Genomic DNA, 12780 nt, shown 5'->3' with positions numbered 1-12780 from the left:
CGCGTCTTACTTCTTCACGAAGAGATCCAGCTTCCCGTAGTGCTCGGCCAGCAGGTAGTAGAAGGTCAGGCGCGACTTGGTCTTGTCGTCCTTCATATGCTCGCAGGTTGCCTTGATGGATGCATCGAGATCGGCGCTCTTGAGACCGAGTTTCTTCTTCAGGAAGTTCTCGCGGACGCGCTCCAGTTCGGCCGGATCCGTGCAGGCGACGAAGCGGGTGTCGGGCTTGCCCATGACGAGCGCGTAAGATTTGGACATACCGGCAAAGGCAGCTTCGTTGACGGCCTTCCTGGCGTATTTCTTGACGTCGGCGAGATGATCCATCGATAGCCCCTGTTGGGCTCGGTGCTTCAGGCCCGAGCGCGATTGAAGTCGTGCAAGCAAACGTTAACGCGCTTCTTTGTCGCAGGCGAGAGGTTACGCTAGGCGATGTTGGCCTTTTTCGGCGAGGCGTTCAGAGCGGTTGCATTGCGTCGGCGAGATGGCGGTCCCCGCTCCGAAACGGGTTGAGCAAGCTGCCGTTCGATGTTGCGATGCAACACCGCCATGGAGCTTGATTCCTGATGAAGCCGACCATCCTCATGGCGCCGCGCCTGCCTGATCGGCTCGTCGCGCGTCTGAACGAAAGCTACACATTGCTTGGCCCGATGGCGCGCTCAGCTCCGGATGCGTTGCCGGCAGGGGCCGAGGAGGTTCAGGCTCTCCTGACCATCGGCAGCCACAAGACGGATGCGGCGTTGATCGATGCCCTGCCGAAGCTGCGGTTGATCGCGTGCTACGGCACGGGTTTCGAGGGGGTCGACCGGGTGCGCGCCAAGGAGCGCGGCATCCTGCTGAGCAATGCCGCCGACAGCAACGCGACAAGCGTCGCGGAATTTGCCATCGGCCTGCTCCTGGCCAGCGCGCGGCAGATCAATAGCGGAGACCGGTTCCTGCGCGCCGGACGATGGCAAGGCAATGCGGTCGCGCGGATGGCGCATGTGCCTGGACTGGCTGGTCGCAAGCTGGGCATTTACGGACTTGGCGCCATTGGTGCCCGCATTGCCAGTCGCGCTGCGGCCTTCGACATGACGATCGGCTACCATAATCGGTCGCCGCGCGCAGACCTGCCCTATCTCTATCACGACAGCCTGCTCGGGCTGGCTCACTGGGCGGACCTGCTGGTCGTTTCGGTGCGTGCCAGTGCCGAGAACCGCTACGCGATCAACGCGGAGGTACTGAAGGCGCTCGGTCCGCAAGCGCATCTCGTCAATATCTCGCGCGGCATCGCCGTGGATGAGTCTGCGCTATGCGACGCGCTCGAGGCGGGCGTGATCGCGGGTGCGGCGCTCGATGTCTACGAGAACGAGCCGCATGTCTCCGAGCGGTTGCGGGCCTGCGAGAATGCGGTGCTGACGCCCCATATCGGCGCCAACGCGGAATCGGCGCAGCATGCCCAGCAGGATTTGCTCATCGGCAACCTCGCGGCCTTCTTTTCCGGAAGGCCATTATTGTCGCCGGTTGCCCTCTGAAGCCTCAGTCCGAAAAGTGGATTGCGGCTTTCGCGGACAGCCGATGCAATCACTAGAGATGATCTAAGGCAGGACCACCACGGGCGTGCCCATGCGGACGCGGGCATAGAGATCGATCACGTCGGGGTTGTGCATCCGGAAGCAGCCAAAGGAGGCCGCTGTTCCGATCGTGCCCGGCGCGTTGGTGCCGTGGATGGCGTATTCACCACCCGGCCCGAGGCCGATGACACGGGCCCCCATCGGGTTGCGGGGCGAGCCGCCGGCGATGACGTTGGGCAGGTTCGGCTGGGCGCGCTTGACCTCGGCCGGAGGACTCCAGGCTGGCTCGACTGCGAGTTCCTCGACATATTTGACGCCGCGCCATTGCTTGCCGGCTTTGCCGACGGCGATCTGGTAGCGGATCGCCTCACGAGGCGCCGTGACGAAATAGAGGCTGCGCTGGCCGGTGCGGATCACGATCGTGCCTGGGTAGTAGCGCTGGTCCTGGAACTGGACGAGTTCGCGAGCGAGCGCGGGGCGGCCGGCGAAGGCAAGGGCCAGCAGGGACATCGCGCCTGCAAGCAGCAGGTCGATGGGGGCGAGGCGTCTGGTCACGGTTCATCTCCCGCTTCGGGTTCTGCGGGAGATGTGGCGCTGCGACCGTGAACCGGCGGTTGAGCGATATGGTGAAGCCTGGATTCACGATGAATCCGGCGTAAAATCGATCATTCCGATGATTTCGATCAGGCGTTCAGGGCCTTCATCCGATCGAGAGCCTCGGCCACATCTCCGTCCGACAGCGCCAGTCCAAAGCCGAACCGCAACACGTCGCCGCGATGATCCGTGGCGATGCCGTGCTTCGCCAGTGTCGCCTCCAGCGCTCCGGCTCCCGCGGTGCGGAAGGCGAGGAAATTGCCATGTGCCGCAGGATTGCCAACGGGCGTGATCAGTTGGGCCGGGGATAGCCCGGGAATTGTCAGCGTATCGAGGCCGGAGAGGAACTGCCGCATCAGGGAGATGGCGTGCTCGTGGACGTGATGCGCAGCGAGACTGTTGGCCTGCAGCCATGCCAGCACGGCTCGCATGCGATAGAGCCCGCTGGGATCGAAGGTGGCGCCGAGGAAGCGACCGCCGTCGGCGGAGTAGCCGACACTGCTGCCGGGGGGAGCCGCGAGCGCGCCGAAGGCTGCAAACCAGCCGGTGTCGCGCGGGCGCGGGCCATAACCTGGCGGGCAGTGCATGAAGCAGCAGCCCTCGCCGGCCATCGCGTATTTATAGCCTCCGGCGATGTAGAAGACGCGGTCCGCAATCGCCGAAAGGTCGGTCGGCAGGGCGAGGTAGCCGTGATAGCCATCGATCGCGACCAGGGTTTCCTCGGACGGTACTGCGCCGGCAAGCGCTGCGAGATCGCCTGAGGTCGCTCCCGAATTGAACAGGACCTGGCTGACATAGATCAGGTCGTGGCCACCGGCGATGATCGCCGTCCGGAGGCGCTCGTGAAATGTTGCGAAGGGCTCTGCGGCGATCTCGTCGAGCTGGATCAGTCGCTCTTCGGCCAGTCGGGCGAGCTGCCGCCGAGCCGTGTGGAATTCGGCGCTCGTCGTCAGTATGCGAGGGGTGCGGTCGGCTGGCAGGCAGGAGAGGAGGCGACGCAGGAATTCGTGGGTGTTCGGCGCAAAGGCGATGCTCGACGGATCGGGAAGCCGGAGCTCGCGGGCGATGCCGGCCTGAACCGCCGGAATCAGCTCGCCGAAGACGAGGCTCCATTTATGGCCTGCGAGGCGGGCGGCGTCGGTCCAGGCCTGTTCCTGCGCCGCGAAACTGACATCGGGCCAGTCGTGATGGCTATGCGCCGCGAGGTTGATCCGCTCCGGTGCCGCGTTGCGGAAACGGCTGAAATGAGCTGTCCAGTCGCCGTGCATCAGGCCGCCCCGTAGCTGAAGCCCATGCGCCGGCGTACCCCCTCGGGCAGGGCCGGCAGGTCCCGGGCGGCGAGCAGATAACTGGAGAGATGGAAGAGGTCGATGAAGATGCGGTGCTTCTCGGCCGTGGCGCGCAAATAACCCGAGCCCGAGGAGCCGCCGGTGCCGGGCCGGACGCCGATCATGCGCTCGACCATGAGCGCATGGCGCAGGCGCCAGAGCGTCAGGCTTTCGTCGATGTCCATCAGGTTTTGCAGGAGCCGGAAGGGCAGCTGCAGCACGGGCATGTCGCGATAGAGCGCGATGAATAGGGCTGCTTCGATCGCGCGCGCCGACATGTGCCAGGTCGTGCCGGCGGCGTCCGGCTCGAACAGGGCCTGGAAGCGGGCGAGCGCCGTTTCGATCGCGGCGGCATCGGCCTGGCGCTGCGCTTCCGGCAGGGACGGATCGGTGCCGACGCTGCGCGCATCGCGCTGTAGCGCCGCGGTCACGGCGGCACGATAGCTTTCACGGAAACTGTAGTCGCCAAGTGCGACGAAGGGCGTGCGCGCGAGCCAGGCGTCAAGCTGAGATAGCAGGGACGGTCTATGCTCGGCGTCGAGTTTGGCACGATCCTCGGGCGCGAGGCGTTCGCGCATGCTCTGATCGTCGATCCGGAGACGGAGCGTATCGGCGAGACCGAGACGGCTCTCGATCAGCCGGAACTGCACGGACTGGAAACCCGAGGCCGGGGTCAACAGGTCGCGGAATTCGAGGAAGCCGGCGGGCGTCATCGTCTCCAGGACGTCGAGCTGGCCCACCAGAAGCTTCAGGATCTCATGAATGCGGCCGAGGCCCGCGACGATGCGGCCAAGATTCTCGTCGGCGACCGGGCTCGCCGAGAAGTCGAGCTGGATGCGGTCGAGCTCATGCAGGATTTGCTTGAACCAGAGCTCATAGGCCTGATGGACGATGATGAAGAGCATCTCGTCATGGGCCGGCGTGCCGGCCTTCACGCTCTCCAGGGTCTGGCAGGCCAGCAGATCGTCGACCTGAAGATAACGTCCGTAGGACAATCTGCGCGGTGAAGCGGACATGATCGCGGACCCCGGTTCGGAGCAATTATTTCAAGCTTAAAATAACCGCTCCGGGGGATCAAGCGGCTGCGTTGGCGCGGTGCTGCTGGGGCAGGAGGAAGGGCAGGCCGGCGGCGGGCGCGCGGCTGAAGCTGAGGTCGACCTTGAAGACATTGCGCAGCAAGGCGTCATCCAGCGTTGCTGCCGGCGCCCCCTGGGCGACGATGCGGCCGCGGTCCATCACGACGAGGTGGTCGGCATAGGTCACGGCGAGATTGATATCGTGGAGCACGATCAGCACGGCCACGCCGCGGGCCGCAATCGCGCGTGCCATATCGAGCAGGGCGAGCTGATGGCAGAGGTCGAGGCTGGCGATCGGCTCGTCGAGGAAGAGGGTCTGCCGCGCCGCGACGCTGCGACCGGCCTCGAGTTGGCAGAGCACGCGGGCGAACTGCACGCGCTGCTGCTCGCCACCGGACAAGGTCTGATAACGCCGCGCGGCGAGCTCGGCGACGCCGGCCGAGGCCAGGCATTCGCCGACGAGGGCTTCGCGGCGCTGACGCGACAAGGCGCGCCCGACACCGTCCACGCCGAGGCGTGCGACCTCATAGACGCTGAAGGGAAAGGCGAGCCGCGTGTGCTGCGCCATCACGGCCCGCTGGCAGGCCAGGCGCCAGGACGGGATCGCGGAGAGGCGCTCGCCGTCGAGCAGGACCTCGCCATTGGCAGGCTTCAGTTCGCCGGTGACCAGCTTGAGCAGGGTCGATTTGCCGGCGCCGTTGGGGCCGATCAGGATCGTGGTCTTGCCCGGTTTGAGATCGAGCGAAGCCTCGCTGACCAGCGCGCGCCCGCTGGCCATGAAGCTCAGGGACCGGCCTGAGAGGATCRGCTCGTTGTTGATCGGCTCAGACATCGAGACCATCCGCGCGACGCAGCAGGAGCCACAGGAAGAAGGGCGCGCCGAGTGCTGCAGTGACGATGCCGATCGGCAATTCGGCCGGGGCGACGATCAGGCGCGCGACGATATCTGCGGCGACGAGAAGCGTTGCTCCGCCGAGCGCCGAGAGCGGCAGCAACAGCCGGTGATCGGGGCCGATGGCGAGGCGGATCAGATGCGGCACGACGATGCCGACGAAGCCGATCACGCCGGCCGAGGCGACGCTGGCGCCGACGGCCAGGGCCACGAGCAGGATCGCCAGCGCCTTGATGCGCTGGATCGGGATGCCGAGATGGTAGGCTTCGGCCTCTCCGAGCATCAAAGCGTTCAGCCCGCGGGCCAGGAGGGGCACCGCCAGCAGCAGCGGCAGGACGATGGGCGCGATGACCACGAGCTTGGTCCAACTCGCGCCGCCAAGGCTGCCGAGCGACCAGAAGGTCAGGTCGCGCAGCTGTCGGTCGTCGGAAATGAAGGCGAGGACGCCGGTCAGCGCGCCGGCAAGCGCGCCGAGCGCGACACCGGCGAGCAGCATGGTCGCGACCGAGGTCCGACCCTGGCGGGTCGCAATGAGATAGAGGGTCAGGGTCGAAATCAGGCCGCCGCAGAAAGCGCCGAACGGGAGGGCTGCAAAAGGCAGCTTCATCGTCAGGCCGGCGAGAAGGCGGTCACCGAGCACGATGGTCGCAGCCGCTGCCAGGCCGGAGCCGGCGGAGACGCCGACGAGGCCGGGATCCGCGAGCGGATTGCGGAAGAGCCCTTGCATCAGGGCTCCGGAAATCGCGARTGCGGCGCCAACGAGGGCGCCGAGCAGCACGCGCGGGAGGCGGATATTGAGGACGACGAGCGCGTCGCGCCCTTCCAGCAGGGCGGTCTCGCCTGTCAGCCTGGCCCAGAGGATCTCGGCGACCCGGCCAGGCGGAATCGAGAACGCACCTTGCCCGACGGCCACGATCATCAACAGGCCGCAGAGCAGAACAAGGCCGACGATGACCAGAACGGCCTGCCGCCGTTGTCCGGCTGCGAAGCTGGCGAGCGCGGCCGTGGCCATCGTGTCGGCTGGACGGACGGCCAGCGTCATGGTGCAGCGGCGGTCTTGAGCGGCGGGATCGCGGCCTCGGGGTAGAGCGCTGCCATCAGGTCGCGGGCTGCCGCCGGTGTGCGCGGCCCGAAGCCGAGCAGGTAGAGGCCATCCATCCTGACCAGCGCCATCTTCGCCGCGGCCGGGGTCTGCGAGAAGGTCGGCATGGCGAATACTTCCTCCGGCGATGCATTATGGCTGCTGCTGTTGCGCATCATCAGGATCACGTCGGGGGCGGCCGCGATGATGGCCTCGTCGTTCAGGGGTTTGAAGCCCTCGACCGCAGTCGCGGCGTTGACGCCGCCGGCCATCTGGATGATCGCATCGGCCGAACTGTTGCGGCCGCCGACCAGCACGCGGCCGTTCTGGAGCGACAGGACGAAGAGCACGCGCTTCTTGGCCGGCAGGCTGGAGCGCAGCGTCTGAAGTTCGTCGAAACGCAGCTTCGTCTGCTGCGCGAGGCGCGCCGCGGGTTCGGCCGCACCTGCGACGGCGCCAATCGCCTGGATCTTGGTGACGACGCCATCAGGCGAGTTGTCTTCCGGAATGCTGGCGAGGCGCAGCCCGGCCTCGTTAAGCAGCGATACCGCTCCGGGAGGTCCGGCGCCCTCGAGTGCAATAACCAGCGAAGGCTTGAGGGAGAGCACACCTTCGGCCGAAAGTGCACGGACATAGCCGACGCTGGCCTTGTCGCGCAGGGCCTCGGGGGGGAACTGGCTGGTGGTGTCGACACCGATGATCCGGTCCTGCAGGCCGAGTGCATAGAGCACCTCGGTGATCACGCCGCCGACAGCGACGATGCGATCCGGAGTTTGTGCCTGGGCCGGGCTGGGGAGCGTGGACGGGGCAAAGAGGCCGGCGGCGGCCAGAAACGTCAGTCCGATCGCGGCGCTCAGTTCGCGTCGATGGGGCCGTGCGCCGAGCGGCCTTGAAGGCGCCAGGGGGCTTGGCATGATGGTCTCTCCGCTTCACGGGTTGCGCGTCAATGGAAGATGGGATCGGAATCGATCTCGTCTAGCCAAGAGTGCGCGACATCTCGTCGTCTAAAGGTGATCTAAAGCAGTTGTCAGTTTTTAATTATTCTAAGGAAGGGTAAATCTTAAGCGTTGTTGACGGTGATATTCAGCTTTACTACAAAGGGTCAAGAGCGGCGCGCCGGGACGGTGCGACCGCCCGCGCCAGCCAGCCACACGCAGCCCGCGTCCAGCCAGCCAGTCGCTGCAAAATCTTCAGGTCAGGTTCGGGGCTGGACGTATGAATTCTCACGCCGCGCTGTTGCGCGCTTCCGTTTCCGTGGCTGCCATCGCGCTATGGTCGCTCGGCGCTCATGCTCAATCCCAGCCGGCGCCAGCCTCCGCTGCTACGCCGATTGCGCTGGACGAGATCACCGTGACGGCGAGCAAGCAGGAAGAGCGCGCGATCGACGCGCTGGCCTCGGTCTCTGTGATGACGCGCAACGAGATCCGTTCGCAGCAGCCGCAAAGGCTCGGGACCCTCCTCAACCAGATGCCCAGCGTCTCGACACAGGAAAACCCGAACGACCCCGCGACCGCGATCAATATTCGTGGCCTGCAGGATTTCGGCCGCGTCGCGGTGACGGTCGACGGCGCGCGCCAGAATTTCCAGCGATCGGGCCATAATGCCAATGGCGCCTTCTTCCTCGATCCCTCTTTCGTACGCGTCATCGACGTGACGCGCGGCCCGGTTGCCAACATCTACGGTTCAGGCGCGATCGGAGGCGTCGTGTCCTTCGAGACGGTCGATCCCAAGGACATCCTCAGGCCCGGCGAGCGCGCAGCGGCCGAGATCGGCGGTACCGGTGTGTTCGCTCGCCAGACCGGCGTCTTCGGCAATGCCATCGGCGCCTTCCGGCCAAATGACGTCGTCGCGGGCCTGGTCGGGCTTTCGTTCCGCTCACTCAATCCCTATCGCGACGGCAATGGCACCAAGATCGCCGATACCGGGCAGGACCTGGTTTCAGGTCTCGGCAAGATCGTGATCACGCCCGGCGAAGGCCAGGAGCTCAAGCTCGGTGGCCAGTACCAGCGTTACGATTTCTCCAACGGTGTCGGCACCCCCACGGCCCCGCGTCGCGACAACGAGGTTACGACGCAGAACTACACGGCGCGCTACAGCTTCTCGCGGCCCGACATCCCGTGGCTGAACCTGAACATCGGTGCGTATTCGACCTCGACGGACACAGACCAGACCCAGATCTCGGGTACGGGCGCGGCCCTGGGCGCGAAGCGCTATTTCAAGGTCCAGACCACGGGGTTCGACATCTACAACACCTCGAAATTCGATCTGGGCGCGGCAGCGCTGAATCTGACTTACGGCGCGGACTGGTTCGAAGATCGCGTCAGGACCAGCGATCCGGTCAGCAATGGCGACGAGACAACGCCGTCCGGCAAGCGCAGCGTCTATGGCGGCTTCGTGCAGAGCCACGTCAAGTATTCGATCTTCGACCTGATCGGCGCGCTGCGCTACGACGCCTATGAGCTCAGCGGCGGTCGCACCTCGTCGGATGGCAACCGCATCTCGCCCAAGCTGACGCTCGGCGTCACCCCGCTGCAGGGGCTGCAGGTCTATGGCACCTATGCCGAGGGCTATCGGGCGCCGTCGGTGACCGAGACGCTGGTAGACGGGCCGCATCCGGCTCCTGCCAGCTTCATCTTCCGGCCGAACCCGAACCTGAAGCCGGAAGTGGGCAAGACGCTCGAGGCCGGCGTCAATCTGAAATATGACGACATCCTGAGCGAGGGCGACCGCTTCCGCGGCAAGCTCGCCGTCTACAGGAACGACGTGAAGAACTATATCGACGGTATCTTCGTCGATCCCGGTGCTCCCTGCGGCGCGCCGATCCCGGGCGCCTGCAACGATGCCTTCTTCTCGTACCAGAACGTTGCCAAGGCGCGCATCACCGGCTTCGAGGCCGAACTCGGCTACGACGCGAAGCGCTGGTTCATGACCCTTGCCGGCTCGACCATCCGCGGCGACAACAGGACGCTGAACCAGCCTCTGGAGTCGATCTATCCTGACAAGCTGGTCCTCAACGGCGGTTTGCGCTTCTTTGAGGAGAAGCTGACGGTGGGCGCCCGGCTGACGCTGGTCGACGATCAAAAGCGCCTGCCGCCTGGATCGCAGGTGCTCGCGAGCAAGGCCTATGCGCTGGTCGATCTCTACGCCGACTACAAGATCACGCCGGATGCCCGCGCCTATCTCTCGCTCGAGAATGTCGGCGACGTTCGCTATCGCCGCTACCGCGACGGTGACAACAGCCCGGGCTTCGTCGGCAAGATCGGCTTCTCGACGCGCTTCGGCACATGAGGACTGCAATGCCGCCAGGCACTGCCCGCTTCCCGTTCAACCAAGCCAGCCAACAGCCAGCCAACTGAGGAAAACACCCATGTTCATCGCCATGAATCGCTTCAAGGTCGTCAAGGGAGAGGAGGCCGCTTTTGAGACTGTCTGGTCCTCGCGCAAGACCCGCCTCGACGAGATGAGCGGCTTCATCGCCTTCCATTTGCTCAAGGGGCCGGAGAAGGAGGACCATACCCTCTATTCCTCGCACACGACCTGGGCCTCGAAGGAGGATTTCACGGCCTGGACGAAGTCCGACCAGTTCCGTGAATCACACCGCAATGCCGGCCAGCCCAGGGCTACGCCGATGTATCTCGGGCATCCCGAATTCGAAGGTTTCGAGACGGTGCTCAGCGAGGCCAATCCGCATTTGCCCCGCCAGGCGGCAGAGTGAGGGAGGACGGCATGTCGATCTCGCAGGCGAGTGCAGCGGCGGTCCAGGACCCGTCACAGACAGACCCGATGGAGCGCGTCAGGCAGGCGCTGGCAGCCAAGCCGGATGGCGTGATCGAGGCCATCGCCCGCGAGGTCGGCGTGCCGACGCTCGCGGTGCTCGAGGCAGCGCCGGCCGACCAGCGCCATTTCATCGCTGCCGAGCGCTTCGAGGCGCTGTGGCAGGCGCTCTCGACCTGGGGCGAGGTGCTCTTCATCGTCCACACCGCCGATATCGTGCTGGAATGTGAAGGCTCGCTGCCCGTCGGCTCCTTCGGCCATGGCTACTACAACATTCATGGCGACAGCCCGATCGGCGGACATATCAAGGCAGGCAACTGCACGGCGATCTACCTGGTCGATCGACAGTTCCATGGCCGCCGCTCCTGCTCGGTCCAGTTCTTCAATGCTGCCGGCGAAGCGATGTTCAAGGTCTTCGTGCGGCGCGACGAGAAGCGTGCGCTGATTGCCGAGCAGGTTGCGCTCTTCGAAGGCCTGAAGACGCAATTTTCCTGACAGCTCGGGCTTCCGATCCGCCAGTTCAACGCCGTCGTCGCGATCTCGTGACGGCGGCGTTCTTCATTGGCCTTGGCTTTGTGCCTCGACGCGACGATTTTTGCTGGCACCGCCGGGAACGCTGACACGGCCTGACAGCAGGATCGGCACAATGGGCGATGTGGGAACGCCTGCGTCGCCGACGCGTTGACCGGCGGCGGCGGTTCTCGTGCCTAAGCGATCCCGTTCAGTCGAACCGAAGGCTGCACTCCATGAAAAACCAGATCATTGCCGGAGCGGAATCCACCAGATCAGGGGCTCGCCTGTCTGCGAGCGCGGTACTCGAGAACATGGCCTCGCTCCAGGATTGGCGTCGGCAGGTGGCCGATCTCTACGCAGCGGTCCGGGCGATGCCGACGGAAGCGGGCTGGACGCAGTGGCGAAGCGTACGCGACCGGTTGTTTCGCGAGCATCGGCAGTCGCCGCTTGCGGCCGCTCGGCGGCAGCGCTTCAGGGGCATCCGCTATTTCTCCTACGATCCGGCGCTGCGCTTCGAGGTCGGGCTCCGGCCCGCGATCGGGCGTGAAACCATTCGGGTCGAAGCCGGAAAGGACGGCGCCATGGTGCTCCGGCCCTACGCGCTGACCGACGGATTGGAGGGCGCGCTCGCTCGGGAGCTGACGCTTTACTGGATCGAGGGCTATGGCGGCGGGACCTTCCTGCCCTTCGGCGATGCGAGCAATGGCGAGGAGACCTTTGCCGGCGGCCGCTACCTGCTCGACACGATCAAGAGCGCTGATCTCGGCGCGACTTCGCAGGGGCGTACGATCCTCGACTTCAATTTCGCCTATTACCCGTCCTGCGCCTATTCCGAGGCCTGGGTCTGCCCTTTGTCGCCCATCGAGAATCGCCTGCCCGCCGCCATCCGCGCGGGCGAACGAAATCCCCTCAGTTGAGCGCTTGCCCGGGGCGTTCGTTCTCCGAGACTGGAATCGCGAAGGCGCTTTTCTCCTTCACGAGCCCGAAACTTGCATCGCTGTTCGATCCCTCGTTAGCTAACCCCTTGAGCCATCACAGGAGGCAGCCATGAAACTTGTCAGCATGCGCTTCGCGAAGACGGTCTGTACTGTTGCCGCCATGATCCTGGTCGGGCTGTCGGCGGCAGCGGCCCAGACGATCAAGATCGGTTCCAAGAATTTCACCGAGCAGTTCATCGTTGCCGAGCTCTATGCCGCGGCCCTCGAGGGCGCTGGTTTCAAGGTCGAGCGCAAGATCAATCTCGGTGGCACGCTGGTGGCGCATGAGGCCCTGAAGAGCGGCGCGATCGATCTCTATCCGGAATATACCGGGACCGGCCTCAACGCCGTGATGAAGGCCCAGGGCGTGACCGAAACCGACCCGGAGAAGGTGCGCGGCATGGTCAAGGCCTTCTACGAGAAGGAGTTCAACCTGACCTGGCTGAAGCCTTCCGGCATCAATAACGGCTATGCCATCGTGGTGCGGCCGGAGACGGCGAAGGAATACAACCTCAAGACCCTGACAGATCTCGGCAAGGTCTCGTCCAAGCTCCGGCTCGGTGCCGGTACCGAATTCGTCGACCGCCGTGATGGCATCGCGGGTCTCAAGGAGGTTTATGGCGCCGAGTTTGCCGAGTTCAAGCAGTTCGCTGCGCTCCGGCTGCGCTACGAGGCGCTGAACCAAAAGCAGGTCGACATCGCCAACGGCTTCTCCACCGACTGGCAGATCGCGGCGGAGAAGTTCGTAGCCCTGGACGACGACAAGTCGCTGTTCCCGCCCTATTTCCTCGCCCCGGTCGTGCGTCCGGAGATTGCCGGCAATGCCAAGGTCGTCGAGATCCTCGAGAAGGTCGGGGCGGCGCTCGACAATGCGACGATGCAGGAGCTGAACCGACAGGTCGAGGTCGACAAGAAGGAGCCGCGCGTCGTCGCCGCCGCCTTCCTGAAAGCCAAGGGTCTTGTCCGCTAAGGCGGGCGGTCTGCGGATGGAGCTG

At 65.0% G+C, this 12780-nt stretch carries 13 protein-coding genes; 6 read left to right on the top strand and 7 right to left on the bottom strand.

Annotated elements, in window-relative coordinates:
• Nucleotides 1-6: 6 nt before the first annotated feature.
• A complete protein-coding gene (locus AC1DGP_RS26555) occupies nucleotides 7-324 on the bottom strand; it encodes a DUF2853 family protein (protein WP_069878671.1) in 318 nt (105 codons plus the stop codon).
• Between the two features lie 239 nt (nucleotides 325-563).
• Here AC1DGP_RS26555 and AC1DGP_RS26550 point away from each other — a divergent pair, with 239 nt between their 5' ends.
• Nucleotides 564-1511 (top strand): 2-hydroxyacid dehydrogenase, encoded by a 948-nt coding sequence (locus AC1DGP_RS26550; protein ID WP_476832663.1) that lies wholly within the window; start codon nucleotides 564-566, stop codon nucleotides 1509-1511.
• Nucleotides 1512-1574: 63 nt separating this feature from the next.
• On the opposite strand, the gene AC1DGP_RS26545 is transcribed toward AC1DGP_RS26550, so the two are convergent.
• From AC1DGP_RS26545 to AC1DGP_RS26520, 6 genes are all read right to left on the bottom strand, one after another.
• Nucleotides 1575-2060, bottom strand: coding sequence for a L,D-transpeptidase (locus AC1DGP_RS26545; protein ID WP_476832673.1), 486 nt, complete (start codon nucleotides 2058-2060; stop codon nucleotides 1575-1577).
• Between the two features lie 173 nt (nucleotides 2061-2233).
• On the bottom strand, nucleotides 2234-3412 hold the full coding sequence (locus AC1DGP_RS26540) for an aminotransferase class V-fold PLP-dependent enzyme (RefSeq protein ID WP_441507442.1): 1179 nt from the start codon (nucleotides 3410-3412) through the stop codon (nucleotides 2234-2236).
• Nucleotides 3412-4488: a tryptophan 2,3-dioxygenase family protein gene (locus AC1DGP_RS26535; protein ID WP_441492706.1), complete on the bottom strand. Its 1077-nt coding sequence runs from the start codon at nucleotides 4486-4488 to the stop codon at nucleotides 3412-3414. Before AC1DGP_RS26535 ends, AC1DGP_RS26540 begins: the two co-directional genes overlap by 1 nt.
• Before the next feature lie 58 nt (nucleotides 4489-4546).
• Nucleotides 4547-5380: a heme ABC transporter ATP-binding protein gene (locus AC1DGP_RS26530; RefSeq protein ID WP_476832662.1), complete on the bottom strand. Its 834-nt coding sequence runs from the start codon at nucleotides 5378-5380 to the stop codon at nucleotides 4547-4549.
• Nucleotides 5373-6452, bottom strand: a complete 1080-nt coding sequence (locus AC1DGP_RS26525; RefSeq protein ID WP_476832672.1) for a FecCD family ABC transporter permease — start codon at nucleotides 6450-6452, stop codon at nucleotides 5373-5375. Before AC1DGP_RS26525 ends, AC1DGP_RS26530 begins: the two co-directional genes overlap by 8 nt.
• Nucleotides 6453-6478: 26 nt before the next feature.
• A complete protein-coding gene (locus AC1DGP_RS26520; protein WP_441507441.1) occupies nucleotides 6479-7435 on the bottom strand; it encodes a heme/hemin ABC transporter substrate-binding protein in 957 nt (318 codons plus the stop codon).
• A 301-nt stretch (nucleotides 7436-7736) separates the two neighbouring features.
• On the opposite strand from AC1DGP_RS26520, the gene AC1DGP_RS26515 reads away from it, so the two are divergent.
• The 5 genes from AC1DGP_RS26515 to AC1DGP_RS26495 all read left to right on the top strand — a co-directional run bounded on the left by AC1DGP_RS26515 (nucleotide 7737) and on the right by AC1DGP_RS26495 (nucleotide 12755).
• Nucleotides 7737-9809, top strand: a complete 2073-nt coding sequence (locus AC1DGP_RS26515) for a TonB-dependent hemoglobin/transferrin/lactoferrin family receptor (RefSeq protein WP_476767822.1) — start codon at nucleotides 7737-7739, stop codon at nucleotides 9807-9809.
• A 79-nt stretch (nucleotides 9810-9888) separates the two neighbouring features.
• Nucleotides 9889-10236 (top strand): heme-degrading protein HmuQ, encoded by a 348-nt coding sequence (hmuQ, locus tag AC1DGP_RS26510; protein ID WP_441492710.1) that lies wholly within the window; start codon nucleotides 9889-9891, stop codon nucleotides 10234-10236.
• An 11-nt stretch (nucleotides 10237-10247) separates the two neighbouring features.
• On the top strand, nucleotides 10248-10790 hold the full coding sequence (gene hutX / locus AC1DGP_RS26505) for a heme utilization cystosolic carrier protein HutX (RefSeq protein ID WP_441507439.1): 543 nt from the start codon (nucleotides 10248-10250) through the stop codon (nucleotides 10788-10790).
• 251 nt (nucleotides 10791-11041) lie between these two features.
• Entirely contained in the window at nucleotides 11042-11725 is a 684-nt protein-coding gene (locus tag AC1DGP_RS26500) for a DUF1684 domain-containing protein (RefSeq protein ID WP_441507438.1), read from the top strand.
• A 130-nt stretch (nucleotides 11726-11855) separates the two neighbouring features.
• On the top strand, nucleotides 11856-12755 hold the full coding sequence (locus AC1DGP_RS26495; protein WP_441507437.1) for a glycine betaine ABC transporter substrate-binding protein: 900 nt from the start codon (nucleotides 11856-11858) through the stop codon (nucleotides 12753-12755).
• The last annotated feature ends 25 nt before the right edge of the window (nucleotides 12756-12780 follow it).

The sequence above is a fragment of the Allobosea sp. 05T433 genome (assembly GCF_056396065.1).
The sequence above is the reverse complement of the archived record's forward strand: the minus strand, read 5'-3'. Positions and strand labels throughout refer to the sequence as shown.

Excerpts from the sequence above, each read along its gene's own strand:
- AC1DGP_RS26555 (WP_069878671.1), bottom strand. The coding sequence starts at position 324 with ATGGATCATCTCGCCGACGTCAAGAAATACGCCAGGAAGGCCGTCAAC.
- AC1DGP_RS26550 (WP_476832663.1), top strand. The coding sequence starts at position 564 with ATGAAGCCGACCATCCTCATGGCGCCGCGCCTGCCTGATCGGCTCGTC.
- AC1DGP_RS26545 (WP_476832673.1), bottom strand. The coding sequence starts at position 2,060 with ATGTCCCTGCTGGCCCTTGCCTTCGCCGGCCGCCCCGCGCTCGCTCGC.
- AC1DGP_RS26540 (WP_441507442.1), bottom strand. The coding sequence starts at position 3,412 with ATGCACGGCGACTGGACAGCTCATTTCAGCCGTTTCCGCAACGCGGCA.
- AC1DGP_RS26535 (WP_441492706.1), bottom strand. The coding sequence starts at position 4,488 with ATGTCCGCTTCACCGCGCAGATTGTCCTACGGACGTTATCTTCAGGTC.
- AC1DGP_RS26520 (WP_441507441.1), bottom strand. The coding sequence starts at position 7,435 with ATGCCAAGCCCCCTGGCGCCTTCAAGGCCGCTCGGCGCACGGCCCCAT.
- AC1DGP_RS26515 (WP_476767822.1), top strand. The coding sequence starts at position 7,737 with ATGAATTCTCACGCCGCGCTGTTGCGCGCTTCCGTTTCCGTGGCTGCC.
- hmuQ (WP_441492710.1), top strand. The coding sequence starts at position 9,889 with ATGTTCATCGCCATGAATCGCTTCAAGGTCGTCAAGGGAGAGGAGGCC.
- hutX (WP_441507439.1), top strand. The coding sequence starts at position 10,248 with ATGTCGATCTCGCAGGCGAGTGCAGCGGCGGTCCAGGACCCGTCACAG.
- AC1DGP_RS26500 (WP_441507438.1), top strand. The coding sequence starts at position 11,042 with ATGAAAAACCAGATCATTGCCGGAGCGGAATCCACCAGATCAGGGGCT.
- AC1DGP_RS26495 (WP_441507437.1), top strand. The coding sequence starts at position 11,856 with ATGAAACTTGTCAGCATGCGCTTCGCGAAGACGGTCTGTACTGTTGCC.